This window comes from Flavobacterium sp. KACC 22758 (assembly GCF_028736135.1).
In the GTDB taxonomy this organism is placed as follows: Bacteria; Bacteroidota; Bacteroidia; order Flavobacteriales; family Flavobacteriaceae; genus Flavobacterium; species Flavobacterium johnsoniae.
Genome location: NZ_CP117878.1, coordinates 1,725,425 through 1,741,989, shown reverse-complemented (window position 1 = coordinate 1,741,989; position 16,565 = coordinate 1,725,425). Strand labels below are relative to the sequence as shown.

The 16,565-nt window shown below is 33.6% G+C and carries 13 protein-coding genes; 3 read left to right on the top strand and 10 right to left on the bottom strand.

Translation table 11 applies throughout. The features are described 5' to 3' along the window. Nucleotides 1–17: 17 nt before the first annotated feature. The 8 genes from PQ462_RS07450 to ychF form a co-directional block, all read right to left on the bottom strand. Nucleotides 18–1,085 (bottom strand): PDDEXK nuclease domain-containing protein, encoded by a 1,068-nt coding sequence (locus tag PQ462_RS07450; protein WP_274252959.1) that lies wholly within the window; start codon nt 1,083–1,085, stop codon nt 18–20. Nucleotides 1,086–1,106: 21 nt separating this feature from the next. Next, entirely contained in the window at nt 1,107–2,975 is a 1,869-nt protein-coding gene (locus PQ462_RS07445) for a DNA topoisomerase IV subunit B (protein WP_274252958.1), read from the bottom strand. A gap of 164 nt (nt 2,976–3,139) precedes the next feature. Continuing rightward, nucleotides 3,140–4,315 (bottom strand): nicotinate phosphoribosyltransferase, encoded by a 1,176-nt coding sequence (gene pncB, locus PQ462_RS07440; RefSeq protein ID WP_274252957.1) that lies wholly within the window; start codon nt 4,313–4,315, stop codon nt 3,140–3,142. 76 nt (nt 4,316–4,391) lie between these two features. After that, nucleotides 4,392–5,372 carry a transglutaminase domain-containing protein gene (locus PQ462_RS07435; protein ID WP_274252956.1) on the bottom strand — a complete coding sequence of 327 codons (981 nt, stop codon included), beginning with the start codon at nt 5,370–5,372 and terminating at the stop codon, nt 4,392–4,394. Further along, on the bottom strand, nt 5,373–5,897 hold the full coding sequence (locus PQ462_RS07430) for an NADPH-dependent FMN reductase (RefSeq protein WP_274252955.1): 525 nt from the start codon (nt 5,895–5,897) through the stop codon (nt 5,373–5,375). A gap of 66 nt (nt 5,898–5,963) precedes the next feature. After that, on the bottom strand, nt 5,964–6,881 hold the full coding sequence (locus tag PQ462_RS07425; RefSeq protein WP_274252953.1) for a YihY/virulence factor BrkB family protein: 918 nt from the start codon (nt 6,879–6,881) through the stop codon (nt 5,964–5,966). 265 nt (nt 6,882–7,146) lie between these two features. Continuing rightward, complete coding sequence (locus PQ462_RS07420; protein WP_274252952.1) at nt 7,147–7,824, bottom strand: TIGR02117 family protein; 678 nt, start codon at nt 7,822–7,824, stop codon at nt 7,147–7,149. A gap of 296 nt (nt 7,825–8,120) precedes the next feature. Beyond that, nucleotides 8,121–9,215, bottom strand: coding sequence for a redox-regulated ATPase YchF (ychF, locus tag PQ462_RS07415; RefSeq protein ID WP_012024533.1), 1,095 nt, complete (start codon nt 9,213–9,215; stop codon nt 8,121–8,123). Nucleotides 9,216–9,509: 294 nt separating this feature from the next. On the opposite strand from ychF, the gene PQ462_RS07410 reads away from it, so the two are divergent. Beyond that, nucleotides 9,510–12,173, top strand: coding sequence for a TonB-dependent receptor (locus tag PQ462_RS07410; protein WP_274252951.1), 2,664 nt, complete (start codon nt 9,510–9,512; stop codon nt 12,171–12,173). A gap of 146 nt (nt 12,174–12,319) precedes the next feature. On the opposite strand, the gene PQ462_RS07405 is transcribed toward PQ462_RS07410, so the two are convergent. Together PQ462_RS07405 and PQ462_RS07400 are read right to left on the bottom strand one after the other, a co-directional pair. Then, complete coding sequence (locus PQ462_RS07405) at nt 12,320–13,480, bottom strand: hypothetical protein (protein ID WP_274252950.1); 1,161 nt, start codon at nt 13,478–13,480, stop codon at nt 12,320–12,322. A 170-nt stretch (nt 13,481–13,650) separates the two neighbouring features. Further along, nucleotides 13,651–14,001, bottom strand: a complete 351-nt coding sequence (locus PQ462_RS07400; protein WP_012024530.1) for a 4Fe-4S dicluster domain-containing protein — start codon at nt 13,999–14,001, stop codon at nt 13,651–13,653. A gap of 149 nt (nt 14,002–14,150) precedes the next feature. Here PQ462_RS07400 and PQ462_RS07395 point away from each other — a divergent pair, with 149 nt between their 5' ends. Together PQ462_RS07395 and serC are read left to right on the top strand one after the other, a co-directional pair. Next, a complete protein-coding gene (locus tag PQ462_RS07395) occupies nt 14,151–15,215 on the top strand; it encodes an acyl-CoA reductase (protein WP_274252949.1) in 1,065 nt (354 codons plus the stop codon). 105 nt (nt 15,216–15,320) lie between these two features. Further along, nucleotides 15,321–16,391, top strand: coding sequence for a 3-phosphoserine/phosphohydroxythreonine transaminase (gene serC, locus PQ462_RS07390; protein ID WP_274252948.1), 1,071 nt, complete (start codon nt 15,321–15,323; stop codon nt 16,389–16,391). Nucleotides 16,392–16,565 lie beyond the last annotated feature (174 nt).

Here is a 16,565-nt window from a genome sequence, read left to right as displayed (position 1 = left end):
ATATTCTAATTATAATTCTATTTGTTTTCGAGTAGTTGTTTTAAAGCTTCAACACTTGGTAAAACGGTCTTATATTTACTGGCAAATATTTGCTCATTATTTTCTGGTAAAGTATATTTTACTACAGCTTCACTTTTGGTCTGACAAAGTACAATTCCGATAGTTTTATTTTCATCTTCCAATCGCATTTCTCTATCGTAATAATTGACATACATTTGCATCTGACCTAAATCCTGATGTTTTAATTCGCCTATTTTCAGATCTATAAGCACAAAACACCGCAGTATTCTATTGTAAAAAACTAAATCAATTCTAAAATGTTTATCATCAAAAGTAATTCTTTCCTGTCTTGCAACAAAAGTAAAACCATGACCTAATTCTAATAAAAACTGCTCTAGTTTACTGATAATTTCTTCTTCTAACTGCGATTCAGAATATTGATTCAATTCTGGTAATCCTAAAAACTCCAGAATATAAGGATCTTTAATAATATCTTTCGGTTTCTCGATAATCTGACCTTTCTCTGAAAGCTTTAAAATTCCTTCTTTATCTCTGCTTAAAGCCAATCGTGTATAAAGCGCTGTATTGTATTGACGTTTTAATTCCCGAACACTCCAATTATGTTTTTCAGATTCAATTTTGTAAAACCTTCTTTCTTTTTCATCTTCAATTCGCATTAGAAAAATATAATGGCTAAAAGTCAATTTAAAAAATGAAGATAAAGTTTGATAATCTACTTTATTAAATTCCGCAGTTACTGACTGGTTTTTTTGATTTTGTAAAATCCGAGACAGTGTCTCGGATTTTGAGAAAGTCAAAAAGAGCTTCCTCATATTTTCCAAATTATCAATAGAAAAGCCTCTCCCGAATTCTTTCGTCAATTGCTTTGAAAGGTCTTTTAAGAGTTGTTTTCCATATTCAGCCCTATCTTTTCCATTTTGTTCTTCTTCAACAATTATTCTTCCTATTTCAAAATAGGTAATTGTCATTGTTGAATTTACAGTACGCAAAACCTGTTGTCGGGCATTTTGTAATAACTCCGATACTTGCTGGAAAATAACTTTATTTTGAAGACCGTCTGACACTATTTGCTATTCTAAAAATTCTTAAACCTCCTCCAATTCATCAATCTCAACCTTCAGGTTCTTAATAATAAACTCTTGTCTATCTGGCGTATTTTTACCCATGTAGAACGATAACAACTGCTCGATAGAAGTATTTTTATCCATCATAACCGGATCAAGACGGATAGTGTCGCCAATAAAGTTTTTAAACTCGTCTGGCGAAATCTCTCCCAAACCTTTAAATCGGGTGATTTCCGGTTTTGGTTTTAATTTCTCGATGGCGTCTTTTCTTTCTTCATCAGAATAACAGTAAATCGTTTCTTTTTTGTTTCGAACCCTGAAAAGCGGTGTCTGTAAAATATACAAATGCCCTTCTTTGATTAATTCTGGAAAAAACTGTAAAAAGAAAGTAATTAAAAGCAAGCGAATGTGCATTCCGTCGACATCGGCATCGGTTGCAATTACGATATTATTGTAACGTAATTTTTCTAATCCGTCTTCGATATCAAGCGCTGCCTGCAATAAATTGAATTCTTCGTTTTCATACACGATTTTCTTCGTCATTCCGTATGAGTTCAAAGGTTTACCACGTAAACTGAAAACTGCTTGTGTATTCACGTCACGCGACTTTGTAATTGATCCGGAAGCCGAATCTCCCTCGGTAATAAAAAGTGTGCTTTCTAAGTTTCTTGGGTTTTTGGTATCAGGAAGATGCGCGCGGCAGTCTCTTAATTTTTTATTGTGAAGATTCGCTTTTTTAGCACGATCTGTCGCCAGTTTTCTAATTCCCGATAATTCTTTACGCTCACGTTCTGCCTGCAGAATTTTACGCAATAAAGCATCCGCAGTTGTTGGATTTTTATGCAGATAATTATCTAACTTGGTTTTGATAAAATCGTTTACGAAAGTACGAACAGAAACTGCTGGTGTTCCATCATCAGAACCCATATCTGTAGAACCTAATTTTGTTTTGGTCTGAGACTCAAAAACCGGTTCCATTACTTTAATACTAATCGCACTTACAATCGATTTACGAACGTCTGATGCTTCGAAATTCTTATTATAAAACTCACGAATCGTTTTTACAACCGCTTCACGATAGGCCGCTAAGTGCGTTCCACCCTGCGTTGTGTTCTGACCGTTCACAAAAGAGTGATATTCTTCGCTGTACTGCGTTTTACTGTGTGTAAGCGCAACCTCGATATCATGCTCTTTTAAGTGAATAATTGGATATTCTAAATCTTCTTCGCTGATTGTTTCTTCTAATAAATCACGAAGTCCGTTTTCTGAATAATATTTTTCTCCATTGAAAATAATTGTCAAACCATTGTTTAAGTAACAATAGTTTTTAACCATTTTGATAACGTATTCTAAACGGAATTTATAGTTCTTGAAAATCGTTTCGTCTGGCGTAAAAGTTACTTTTGTTCCTTTACGTTTTGTAGTATCGATTACATCTTCTTCTGAAACTAAATTCCCGCCGGAAAACTCTGCCGCTTTTTGTTTATCATCACGAACCGATTCTACACGGAAATAAGTAGAAAGCGCATTTACCGCTTTTGTTCCGACACCATTCAAACCAACTGATTTCTGGAAAGCTTTAGAATCGTACTTTCCTCCTGTGTTCATTTTCGAAACTACATCGACCACTTTCCCCAACGGAATTCCACGTCCGTAATCACGAACCGAAACCGTTTTATCTTTTATCGTTACCTCAATAGTTTTTCCAGAGCCCATTACGAACTCATCGATACAGTTATCTAAAACCTCTTTTAATAGAATATAAATACCATCATCTGGAGAAGAACCGTCTCCAAGTTTTCCGATATACATTCCCGGACGCATACGGATATGTTCTTTCCAATCAAGTGAACGAATATTATCTTCGGTATATTGATTTTGCTCTAGCATATATGAATTTAGGATTTTTTGCTAATGTACCATTTCTTAGCAAAAAATGAAAGCGTATTTTCTTTTTGTTATGAATAATAACAGTTTAAAATCTATTTAAATTGATTTTAAAATAAAATGGGCGGTAAAATTATAAAAAACTGCTTTTTTATCAAAAAAAAACACTATTTGATTCCCAGTACTTCTTTTGCCAGAGCAATCATTTCGGGCGTTCCTGTGTTTTTATTTTTCTCGTCAGAAAGTTTAACAACGCCTTGCCAATGTACATTATCAGGTTTTGTATCCGTTAATTTTATAACCATATTCATTGCTGGAAGTCCAACATCGTTGGTGAAATTTGTCCCTATTCCAAATGACATTTTTATTTTGTCCTGACAGAAATCAACAATCTTTTTTACTTTATCATAATTAAGTGAATCTGAAAAAACAATAACTTTTGATTTTGGATCAATTCCCATTTTGGTATAATGAGAAATTACTTTTTGGGCAAACTCAATTGGATCACCGCTGTCATGTCGAACGCCGTCAAAAAGCTTAGAATATTTTTTATCGAATTGGTTGAAAAATATTTCTGTAGTATAAGTATCCGTTAAAGCAATTCCAAGGTCACCGCCGTAAACTTTTGTCCAGTTTTCGAGGCTTATAAAATTCGCTACCTGAAAGCCATACTGCGCGGCATGAAACATAAACCATTCATGAGCGTGAGTTCCCAAAGGCCTTCTATTGTTAACCATTGCAAAGTGTACGTTGCTCGTTCCAATAAAACTGTTTCCGCCGTAGGTTCTTAAAGTTTCATTTACTAAATCATGAACATCGTAAGAATGACGTCTTCTTGTTCCAAATTCTAAAATCGAAACTCCTAATTTATTATAATTATCGATTTTCTCTTTTGTCAGCTCTTTTATGGCTTCATCATTTAAACGAATTAAATGGTTTGATTTATAAAAAAGTTCCGAAATCAAAGCCATCAAAGGAACTTCCCATAAAATGGTTCTGTACCAATATCCTTCTACGGTTACTGAAATTTCAGAACCTTCCTGACTAATATGAACTTCAGACGGATCAAAACTAAATCCTTGCAGAAAATCTAAATAGGTTGGGTCAAGATAAGGGCAATAATGAGCTAAATAACTTTTCTCTTCTTTTGTTAAACGAAGTTCAGACAATGCATCTACTGAACGTCGAAGTAAATCTGCAAATCCTTCCGGAAAGATATGTTTACCACGATTTATAAATCCGTAACGAACTTTTGCTTTTGGAAAAAGTTTAATTACAGCATGCTGCATTGTAAATTTGTAGAAATCATTATCTAAGATCGATTTCAGAAAAGTCGCTTCCATAGTGTTCAAATTCGGATCATTCTTGCTAAGATACGGCAATTTCAGAAAAGATGAAAATTTGTATAATCCTTAAATATTATTTTGAAACTACTTTAAAAGAAACAACACTGTTAGTATCTGCAAAAACAGTGATATAATCTCCAATATTATTATCTATAGTAATTTGAAATTCTAACCCTCCTCTTTTTTCTTTCGGGTTTTGAACTTTAACCGGCTGATTCTTTTTATTTAAATAAAAAACCTGATTGGATTTTGAGAGATTTTTGATTTCTACCGTAATCTTATCTCCATTTCTGGCTTCAACTATACCAGAATCCGGTGATTTAATTTTATAATCTTTTTCGATTGTGGTATTGTAAATCAATGGACCGTTCAGAAAATCTTCTTTACTTAATCTTTCACCTAAATAAGTTCCGGAATCCGGAAAATGTTTGGCAAAAAAGTAATCTGGATCTGTGTCAAAATAAACGGGATTAAAATCGTTTACCATTCTGCCTTTGCTGCTGTCATAATACCCCTGTCCCCAGGTTACATCAATTAAGCGCCATTTTTTATCGATCAAAACCATATTCCAGGCATGATTGGATGAAGTCGTTTTTCTTCCGATATCTCTAACTGAAATTTTAGAATCACCGCGGATTATTTCGCATTTAATTCCCATTAGAGAAGCCAAATGCTGATATAAAGCCGTAAAACCTTCACAAACTGCTTTCTTTGATTTGAAAGCTTTCTGAATGAGGTTATCATTTAATTGTTTGATTTTACGCTGTTTTTCTGCTTCTGTAGAATAACTAAATCCCTGCACTCTCGGCGGATTCAAATACGCATTATAATCGTATCTTATGTTAAAGGCAATCCAGCCGTAAATAGCGCGTGCGCGCTCAGCATCTGAATCAAAATCTTTTTCGATTCTTTCTGCTAACTGTTCCGTGCTGTCAAAACTTTTAGGATATTTTGCAACTATTTTATCGACTTCGCTAATCTTTTGAGAAAACGTAAAATTGATAAAAATGCTATTTAATAAAAGGAAAATAAGGGCAAACTTTTTTTGTGGCATTTAAAAATTTGATTTAATAATGTTTTTCAGTTCATTATCTAACTCAACGTTAGAAATTTTATTTTCCTGTAAATCAAAATTCGAGCCAAATGCTGGTAATGAGAAACTTCCTTTAATTTCTGCCCCATAACGAGGGAAAAGAGTCTGGGCAATTCCCAAAACAGATGCACCTCCTCTGCCTCCTGGAGAAGTTGCTAATAATAACATTGGTTTATGCTGAAAAACATCTTTTTCGATTCTTGAACTCCAATCGAAAACATTCTTGAAAGCAACAGAATAATTCCCGTTATTTTCTGCCATTGAAACAACCAGAATATCAGCTTCTTTAAGTTTATTCAGAAACGCCTTCGCCACTTCATGCTGACCTATTTCTTTTTCAAGATCTACACTGAATACAGGCATTGCAAAATCATTAAGATCTAAAATCTCAACTTCTGCATTTTCAAATAAACTTGAAGCGTAAGCCGCTAAACGTTTGTTGATTGACTGCTTACTGTTACTTCCTCCAAAAGCTATTATTTTCATATGTGGTATTTGTTTTTTGCCACAGATTAAGAGGATTAAAATGATTTTTTAATCTGCTGCGGTTCTTTAATTGTTTTCTATTTCAAAAATTTCTTTTTGAATTTCAACTGAATATTCATTTGGGTAAATTTTACCGCCGTAAGCCTTTGCATATACTTTAGTAAATTCTGCTCCAAAATACAGAATAATTGCCGAATAATAAACCCAAACTAAAATAATTATTACAGATCCCGCCGCTCCATAAACAGAAGCCACAGTTGAACTTCCTAAATAAAAACCTATCGCAAACTTCCCAATCATAAATAATACCGCAGTAACCCCTGATCCTATAAAAGCATCTTTCCATCTTATTTTTCCATCTGGTAAAGTTCTGAAAATTATAGTAAAAAGCAGTGTTATACTTGCCAGTACAATCACTACATTAACAACATAAAACAAATAAACGGTACTTTCCGGAAAGTAGATTTTTAATCGTGAACTCACTAAATCTAATGTTGTATTTACGAGTAAACTCACCAGCATTAAAAAGCCTACAGATGCTATCATTGAAAAGGACATTAATCGATTCTGAATGAATTTCTTAATACCTTTATCTGGTTTGGCGCGTAATCCCCAAATAAAATTAATAGAACTTTGTATTTCAGCAAAAACTCCAGATGCTCCAATTAACAGCATTACGATTCCAAATACAGTTGCAAACATATTATCTCCAGACAATTGCACATTTTTTATAGCTTCCTGAATTTGAATTGCAGCACTATTTCCTACCATTCCGTTAATTTGACCATACAGCTGGCCAGTTACTGCATCTTCTCCAAAAAAGAAACCACAAATAGTAATGATAATAATTAACAGCGGAGGCAGTGCAAATATCGTATAATACGATAATGCCGCGCTGAGCTTAATAGCGTTGTCATCATTAAATTCTAAAAAAGTATTCTTTAATAGAAACCATATTTTTTTTAAGATATTTTTGATTTTCATCTGCTGATTAATTTGATATTCTCTCAAATTTACGCAATAATAAAAAATCTTGAATTCTCGTTTTTTAATGGAATTTTATATTTTTTCCATCTGTCGATATTTAATTCCCAGCTGAATAACTGTACTGGAAACATATTTTAGTTACCAACATTTAATTCCACAATTTGAATTAACAATATACATCATGAAATAATCTCGTAGAGATTCAACATTGGCAACTAAAAAACTAACATCTGAAGAATGTCACAGGGACTTTATTTATACATTATTTATAATGATAGAAAATCCCTTTATCATAAACGGTCCATAAGCTGGCTTTTTGGTTCGCCGCTTTTAGCGCGTTATTTGCCCAAGTATTGCAGGTATAGAAAAGACTATAACTTCCTTTGGCTTCATAAAAAGCATCTTTTTTTCCGTAGCTGTGTCCCTGAATCCATTCTGGATGAACTGGATCACTAAAACTATCTGAAATATAGTTCACTAACTTTTGATAATTCTCTTTTGAAACTAAAATACGTTTACAATCATCACCTTCTCTCAACTGCTTAAAAAATGTAGCATGTACAGCCGATGAACTGATTCCAAACGCGGCTTTAAACGCTGTGCTTGCTTTTAAATCTGCCCATTCTGGAGTTTCAAGATAAAAGCCTTTATCACCCCAGCCAAAAGCGATATAATTCATTAAAGAATCTTTTGATTGGGTTTGATTGAACTGAATTTCGCTTCGCCAGTCTTTTATCTCATTTTTTATTGGAACCACAATATCAGTATGGACTCCGTTGGAAAGAATGTAAATTGGAACTGCGTCTTGTTCTTCAACTTTTGAAACATCTGAATTGACTGTAATTTTAGAAATAATTAAAACATATGTAACATACAAAGCAAGAAAACTAAAGATTCCGAAAAGCGTCCAGCCTAGAATTTTAAATGATTTTTTCAGCATTTTAATTGGTTGATTTTAGATTAGTAATTGGTTAATTTTTTACTAACCAATTTTTGAGCCAAAAATTTTTAAACAGTTAATTTGTTTGCAAAATGAGACACGGATTTTTTGTCATTGCGAGGAACGAAGCAATCACACTACGAAAAGCAACAAAGAGAATCGACAATCTTTGCGTGAGCTTCGACTTCGCTCAGCCTGATAATAAAAACCTAAATAATAAAAACAAAAAAACTGCTGAATTCCTCCAGCAGTTTTAGTCTATTCTCTTTGTTCTTTCTTCTTCTCTCAAAAAAAGATTAAACGTTAAAACGGAAGTGCATTACATCACCATCTTTTACGATATATTCTTTTCCTTCAACTCTGAATTTTCCAGCTTCTTTTGCTTTTGCTTCTGAACCATACTGAACATAATCATCGTATGAAATTACCTCTGCACGGATAAATCCTTTTTCAAAATCAGTATGAATAACTCCAGCCGCTTGCGGTGCAGTTGCTCCAATATTGATTGTCCAGGCACGAACTTCTTTTACACCAGCTGTAAAGTAAGTCTGCTGTTTTAATAATTTATAAGCTGCACGAATTAAAACAGATGCTCCCGGCTCTTCTAATCCCATGTCTTCTAAGAAAACCTGACGCTCTTCATAGCTTTCTAATTCTGTAATATCAGCTTCTGCTCCTACTGAAAGTACAATCACTTCAGCTTCTTCATCTTTTACTAATTCACGAACCTGATCAACATATTTGTTTCCGTTTACAGCAGAGCTTTCGTCAACGTTACAAACGTATAAAACTGGTTTTGCTGTAATTAATTGGAAAGCTTCCATAAGAACTTCTTCATCATTATTTTGAGGAACAATTGTTCTTGCAGATTTTGCCTGTAAAAGAGCTTCTCTAATTCTGTTTAATAAAGCTTCTTCTGCCTGAGCTTCTTTATTTCCGGTTTTTGCAGCACGTTTTACTTTTTCTAAACGTTTTTCGACTGTTTCCAAATCTTTTAACTGCAATTCGATATCAATTGTTTCTTTGTCACGAATTGGGTTTACGTTTCCGTCAACGTGTACAATATTGTCATTATCAAAACAACGTAAAACGTGAATGATAGCATTACACTCTCTAATGTTTCCTAAAAACTGGTTTCCAAGACCTTCTCCTTTACTTGCTCCTTTTACCAAACCTGCAATATCTACGATATCTACAGTTGCCATTTGAACGCGTTCTGGTTTTACCAATTCCTCTAACTTATTGATTCTTGGATCTGGAACGTTTACAACACCAATATTAGGTTCGATAGTACAAAATGGGAAGTTCGCACTCTGCGCTTTTGCATTAGATAAACAATTAAATAATGTTGATTTTCCAACATTTGGCAATCCTACAATTCCTGCTTTCATTTCTTGTTTCTGTTTATTTTATTCGACACTGAACTATCAGGTCTGGTCATTAACAATTGTATTGTAATGATTTATGATTTACGTTTTTATTTTTCGTTTATGCCAAAATGATATTTTTTGGCTTTAAAATTTTGCAAATATAAGATTTAATACCTCTTAACCGAAGTAAAAATGTGCATTAATATAATTTTAAGGCTATTCTTAAAAATTTTTAAACTTTTTATTAAGTTTTTGTTAAATAATAGTAATTTTATAAAAATTTACAACAAAAAACAAACCAAAAAACCAATAACCATGAAAAAGATTGCATTATTTTTATTGATGCTGAATTCAGCATTTCTTTTTGCACAGAAAGAAGTATCGGGTGTCGTTAGAGACAAAGCAGGCACACCGCTTCCTGGAGTTAATATTGTTGAAAAAGGAACTTCAAATGGCGTCTCAACCGATTTTGAAGGAGGATTTAAAATTAAAGTAAAAGAAGGAGCAGTATTAATTTTCAGTTATGTTGGTTTTGCTTCAATCGAAAAAGCAGCTTCAGATAAAATGAATATAACTTTAGATGAAAGCGGCGGACAGGTTTTGAGTGACGTTGTAGTAGTAGGTTCCAGAAATACCAAAAGAACTGTTGTAAACTCTGCCGTTCCTATTGATGTCATTAACGTAAAAGAGGTTACAACACAAAGCGGGAAAATCGAAATCAATCAATTACTGCAGTATGTAGCACCTTCATTTAATGCGAATAAACAATCCGGTTCTGATGGTGCCGACCACGTAGATCCTGCTTCATTAAGAGGAATGGGACCTGACCAGACTTTAGTTTTAATTAACGGAAAAAGAAGACACCAATCGTCTTTAATTAATTTATTTGGAACCCGCGGACGTGGAAATACTGGAACTGACTTAAATGCAATTCCGGCAGCTTCTATTAAAAGAATCGAAATTCTGCGTGACGGCGCAGCGGCTCAATACGGTTCTGATGCAATTGCAGGTGTTATCAATATTGTCACCAATGATAATGTAAACGAACTTACGGGTTCTGTTACGTATGGAGTTTTTAACACAAATGCAAAAGGCGATTTCCTGCCGGGAACTCCAAACACAAAAGGATACAGATTAGATCAGCATGGAAACGGAAATTCATACGGAAAAGATCAGGATTTTGATGGAGGTTCTGTAAGAGTTGCCGCCAATTATGGTGTTGCATTAGGAACAAAAGGCGGTTATGCCAATTTTACGGGAGAATTTTTAAACAAAAATAAAACCCTAAGACCTTCCTACGATTTTAGAAAAGGTTTTGGCGATGCCGAAATGCAGGGCGTTAATCTCTTTGTTAATCTTGCTGTTCCAATTGCTGACAAAACTGAATTTTATGCTTTTGGAGGAAGTAATTTTAGAGATACTGATGCGTATGCTTTTACCAGAAATGACGGCGAAAGAGTTGTAGAATCAGTTTATCCGGGAGGTTACACACCAAGAATTACTTCAAAAATTAATGACAACTCGGTTGCTGCAGGAATTAGAACTGAATCTGACGGAGGATGGAAATTTGATTTAAGCAACACTTTTGGAAAAAATAAATTTCAATACGATATTAAAGGAACTATAAATGCTTCTCTTGAAGAAAAATCTCCTCACGAATTTGACGCCGGAGGTCATAGTTTACTTCAAAACACGACTAATTTTGACATTTCTAAAAACTACGACAGTGTTCTTAGCGGTTTTAATATCGCATTTGGAACCGAATTTAGAGTTGAACAGTTTAAGATTTTTGCCGGCGAAGAAGGTTCTTATGCTACTTATGACACAAATGGCCAGCCTATAACCGACCCAGCGACTCAAAGTCCGCCAACGGTTCCTAATCCAGATTACGATCCTTCAGATCCTACTTCTTCACCAACAATACCAAGACCAGGCGGTTCGCAAGGTTTTCCAGGATACAGTCCTGCCAACGAGGTTAATAAAAACCGTACAAACTTCTCTTTGTATGCAGATGGAGAATTGGATATTACAGAGGCTTTAATGGTGAGCGGAGCAGTTCGTTTTGAAAATTACAGCGATTTTGGAAGCACTGTAAACGGAAAATTAGCATCAAGATTAAAAATAAACAAGCATATTAACTTAAGAGGATCTGTAAGCACTGGTTTCCGTGCACCTTCATTAGCGCAGATTTATTACAATTTACGTTTCACGAACTTTAACGCAAGCGGTGCAACCGAAGTTTTACTGGCTCCAAATGACAGCGAGGTTACAAGAGCTTTTGGAATCAGCAAGTTAAACGAAGAAAAAGCAGTCAATGCATCTTTAGGCTTTACAGCTTCTTTTGGAGATTTTACTGCAACTGTAGACGGTTATTATATTAAGGTAAAAGACCGTATTGTACTTACTGGATATTTTGATGCCGAATCTTTAAACTTAGGTGTTTCAGAAGCACAGTTTTTTGCTAACGGAGTTGACACAAGCACTCATGGTTTAGATTTAGTTTTCTCCTGGAAAAAAGCATTTGACTTTGGTCAATTGAACGCCACATTGGTAGGAAATATAAATGACATGAAAATTGACAAAGTAAAAAATGGTCCTCTGGACGAAGCTACTTTCTTTGGAAAAAGAGAAAAAGCCTTTTTACTAGCCTCTGCACCTGATAACAAATTTGCTTTAAATTTAAATTATGCCAAAAATAAATTCGATGCAGGATTAGCTTTTACCCGTTTCAGCAAAGTAGTTTTAGTTGATTATGCCGATGAAGATGATGTTTACAATCCAAGATTGGTTACAGATTTAACTTTGGGTTATCAACTAAGCAAAAGTTTAAAACTAAGCATTGGAAGCAACAACTTATTTAACGTGTACCCAACAAAACAAGATGAACAAGGAAATACTGAAGCCGGAGGTTATTGGGATGCTGTACAAATGGGTTTCAGCGGTGCATATTACTATGCCAGACTTGGATTTAATTTCTAAGTTTCTCACAAAGCTTAGGAATTGCTCAACCTGAAATACATTTTACATAAACTAGAAAACAAAAAATCCTGAACAATAGTTCAGGATTTTTTTATATCCAAAAAGGCATTTCATATTTCACATTTCACAAAAAAAACAACTTGCAGTTACAACTTAAATTCTAACGAGTTTATAATTGCTTTTTCTTCGTCAGTTGCCGTAAAACCTGAAATATCCCAATAATTTGTCAAGATTTTATTCTTTTTATTAAAGAGTGATTTCTCTTTAAAAACATCGCTTTCACTATAAGTAAAATTCTGTCTGTTAAAGCTCGTGGTTACAAAGCTATTTCTTACCTGAATTTTCTTAACCTCGTCTTTTAACATAAGATTATAGGCAATTTCTTCATTTGAATTCAGCAGATAATAATCTTGTCCGTCAAATCTATAATCGACTTTTACAGAAGACTTTGTAATATTTTTTGAATTTACCGTTGTTTTCTCTTCAATTTTATCAAGATTTTGAGGCGTAATATCTATTGTAAAACCCATAATAAGCTTTTTTACAGGATCGTAAACAATCTCAAAATTATCTACAGCTTCCTTAGCTTTATCAAGAGGTGTAACATACATTACATAATAATCTTTATTTTTAGCGTGTCCTCTAATAACAAAATCATATCCTTTTTTTGTTTTTGAATCCAATAACGGATCAAAATATTTAAAATCAGAATAATTTTTCATAATATTATTCAAATCATATCCTCTCAAGTCAGCACTTATATCAGTTTCCAACAATCCGTATGACCTGTTTTGTTCAACAAGCAAAGTGGTTGCATTATTATTTTTATCGAATTGAAAATTAACCAATCCGTCATTATAATAAGAATACTGATTATTGAGCATAAAAAACTCTCTTACATATACTTTTTGTCTATGCGAAATGCTGATTTTTTTGGTAGAATTTGAAACTAATTTCTGCAGTATTTTTTCCGGATCTTCTCTAGACAAAACCACTTCGTCCAGTTTATTGTTTTTACTCTTTAAATAAATAACAAATTTTTGATCTCCATTTAATGATGTCCAGCGTACAGTCGCATCTTCATAATCAGTTTGAGAAACCTGAACATTAGAACCGCCCGTAAGCATAAAAGTTACCTTACCTTCTTCATTGCTTAATAAAATCTGTTTGGTTTTCATGATTACAACAGCAGCATTTTCGATAGGCAGTAACGTTTCTATATCTCGCACAAAAATAGAGTACTCTTCATTTTGTGAGAAAACACCAACACTAAATAAAACAAAAAATAAAAGTATACTTTTCCTCATAAGCTTGTTAAATTTTCAACTAAAGTATTGTTTTTTTAACATTAAAGCAACACCCTGAAAAATAAAACATTCGTTATCAATAAACTAACTTTTACAAATACCTGATATCAGGGTAAAAAAAATCCTGAGCAAAACTCAGGATTTCTATATCATTAAATCAAAAAGATTTATTATTCACCGTGTAGAAACGCTTGTCTGTTTAACAAAGTTTCGTCATCTTCTACGTGATTGTCATCTGGCACACAACAATCAACAGGACATACAGCCGCACATTGAGGTTCATCATGAAAACCTTTACATTCTGTACATTTTCCCGGAACGATATAATAAATTTCATCAGAAATTGGAGTTTGTGCATCATCTGCATCAACCTCTGTTCCGTCAGGTAAAATTACAGTTCCAGAAAGACTTGTTCCGTCTTTATATCTCCAGTCATCCGCTCCTTCATATATTGCAGTATTTGGGCATTCTGGTTCGCAGGCCCCGCAGTTTATGCATTCGTCAGTTATAATAATTGCCATCGTTTATTAATCTTAAGGTTAAAAGTCTTAAAGTTCTAAAGTCAAAATAAAGACAAGCATAGCTTTTGACTTTATGACTTTTGACTTTCGACTTAATTATGCTTATTTTTGTGCAAAATTACAATCAAAACAATTCATAAACAAACATTATGACATTAGAAACAAAAAAAAGTGTTTTTGTTGAATTAGGAAAATTTTTAAGTCAGTTTTCTGAAGGTGCTTCTGCAAGAAAGTCTGACGTTTTATACAATGATATCTTTTTTGATGATTTTGAAAAACTTATACATTTATCACAGTCCCATAACGGCTGGTACACACCGGAGCAGGTTTATTTTGCCGTAAAATCATGGGCAGATGCTCTAACAGACGAAAACATTACCAAATGGATTTCTAAATATGATTTTAGCGCCAATCAAAAAGAAAAGACTGTTGCTTTGATTTTGGCCGGAAATATTCCGTTAGTTGGTTTTCATGATTTTTTATCTGTTTTAATTACCGGAAACAAAGCATTAGTAAAAACTTCTTCAAATGATCAGCATTTACTGCCGTTTTTAGCTAAGTATTTAATCGCTGTTGATGAAAATTTAAAAGATAAAATCACTTTCGCAGAAGGTAAACTTGAAAATTTTGATACTGTAATCGCTACCGGAAGCAACAATACCGCTCGTTATTTTGAATATTATTTTAAAGATAAACCTTCGATTATTCGAAAAAACAGAAATTCGGCAGCTGTTTTAAACGGAAAAGAAACCAAAGAAGATTTAGAAGCTTTGGGTGAAGATATTTTTAGATATTTTGGTTTAGGATGCCGAAATGTTTCTAAACTTTTTGTTCCTAAAGACTATTCTTTTGAAAATTTCTTTCAGGCTGTTTTTAAATATCAGGACGTTATACATTATGAAAAATACGCTAATAATTACGATTATAACAAAGCGGTTTTCTTAATGAGTAATTTTAAACTGACAGATAACGGTTTCCTTACCTTAAAAGAAGATTCAAGTTACGCCTCGCCTATTTCGAGCGTTTTCTTTGAATACTACGAAAATCTTGAAGATTTAAAATCCCGCCTTAAAGCAGAGGAAGAACAAATTCAATGCATCGTAAGCAATAATTTAATCGAAAATAGTGTTTCGTTTGGGCAGACCCAAAATCCTCAATTGTGGGATTATGCAGATAACGTTGATACTATAACGTTTTTGTTAACAACAAAGTAAAAAAATGTTTAATTATTTCGAATTATTTATCGCTTTTTCAGCTCCTATTACCGAAATTTGCATCTTTAAATTTTTCGACAAATTTTTCGACTATTAACAACAACCATGAAAAAACACAACTACAGCGCAGGACCTAGTATTTTACCTCAGGAAGTTTTTGAAAAAGCATCAAAAGCAGTTTTAAATTTTAATGATTCAGGATTATCTATTCTTGAAATTTCGCACCGAAGCAAAGATTTTGTGGCTGTTATGGATGAAGCTCGTTCGCTGGCTTTAGAATTATTAGGACTTCAGGGAAAAGGATATCAGGCTTTGTTTTTACAAGGTGGTGCAAGTACTGCATTCTTGATGGCTCCTTATAACTTAATGAAAGAAAACGGAAAAGCAGCTTATTTAGATTCAGGAACGTGGGCAACTGCGGCTATTAAAGAAGCTAAACTTTTTGGAGAAACTGTTATCGTAGGCTCTTCAAAAGATGACAATTATACTTATATTCCAAAAGGATACGAAATACCAGCCGATGCTGATTATTTTCACTGTACAAGCAACAATACAATTTTTGGAACTCAAATGCACGAATTCCCATCGACTAACATTCCAGTAGTGTGCGATATGAGTTCTGATATTTTTTCTCGTGAATTGGATTTTTCTAAATTCGATTTAATCTATGCCGGAGCTCAAAAAAACATGGGACCTGCAGGAACAACTCTTGTTGTGGTTAAAGAAGAAATTTTAGGCAAAAACGGAAGAACAATTCCTAGTATGTTAGATTATGTTAAGCATATCAAAGCAGAAAGTATGTACAATACTCCTTCTGTATTTGCTGTATACGTTTCATTACTGACATTACAATGGATTAAAGCTAAAGGCGGAATTGCTGCTGTTGAAAAATTAAACAATGCAAAAGCAGATTTACTTTACGCTGAAATCGACAGAAACCCATTATTTAAAGGTGCTGCTAATGTAGAAGATCGTTCTAAAATGAACGTTACTTTCTTATTAAACAACCCTGAGCATACTGAAACTTTTGATGCTTTATGGAAAGCTGCAGGAATTTCTGGATTGCCGGGACACCGTTCTGTTGGCGGTTACAGAGCTTCTATTTACAACGCTATGCCTATCGAAAGTGTTCAGGTTTTAGTTGATGTAATGAAAGCACTTGAAACTAAAGTTTAAAAAGGTTTAATCGGTTATTCGGTTAATTGTTTAATCGAAAATACTTATTGAAACTTTAAATTTCAGCCCCGATAGAAGTGGAAATCCTTTTTTGTTTTTTCTTTAAAAACAAAAAAGATTGTAACGAATAGCGGGATTAGCTCCTAAATCAAAAAAATATAATACTTGGTTCAT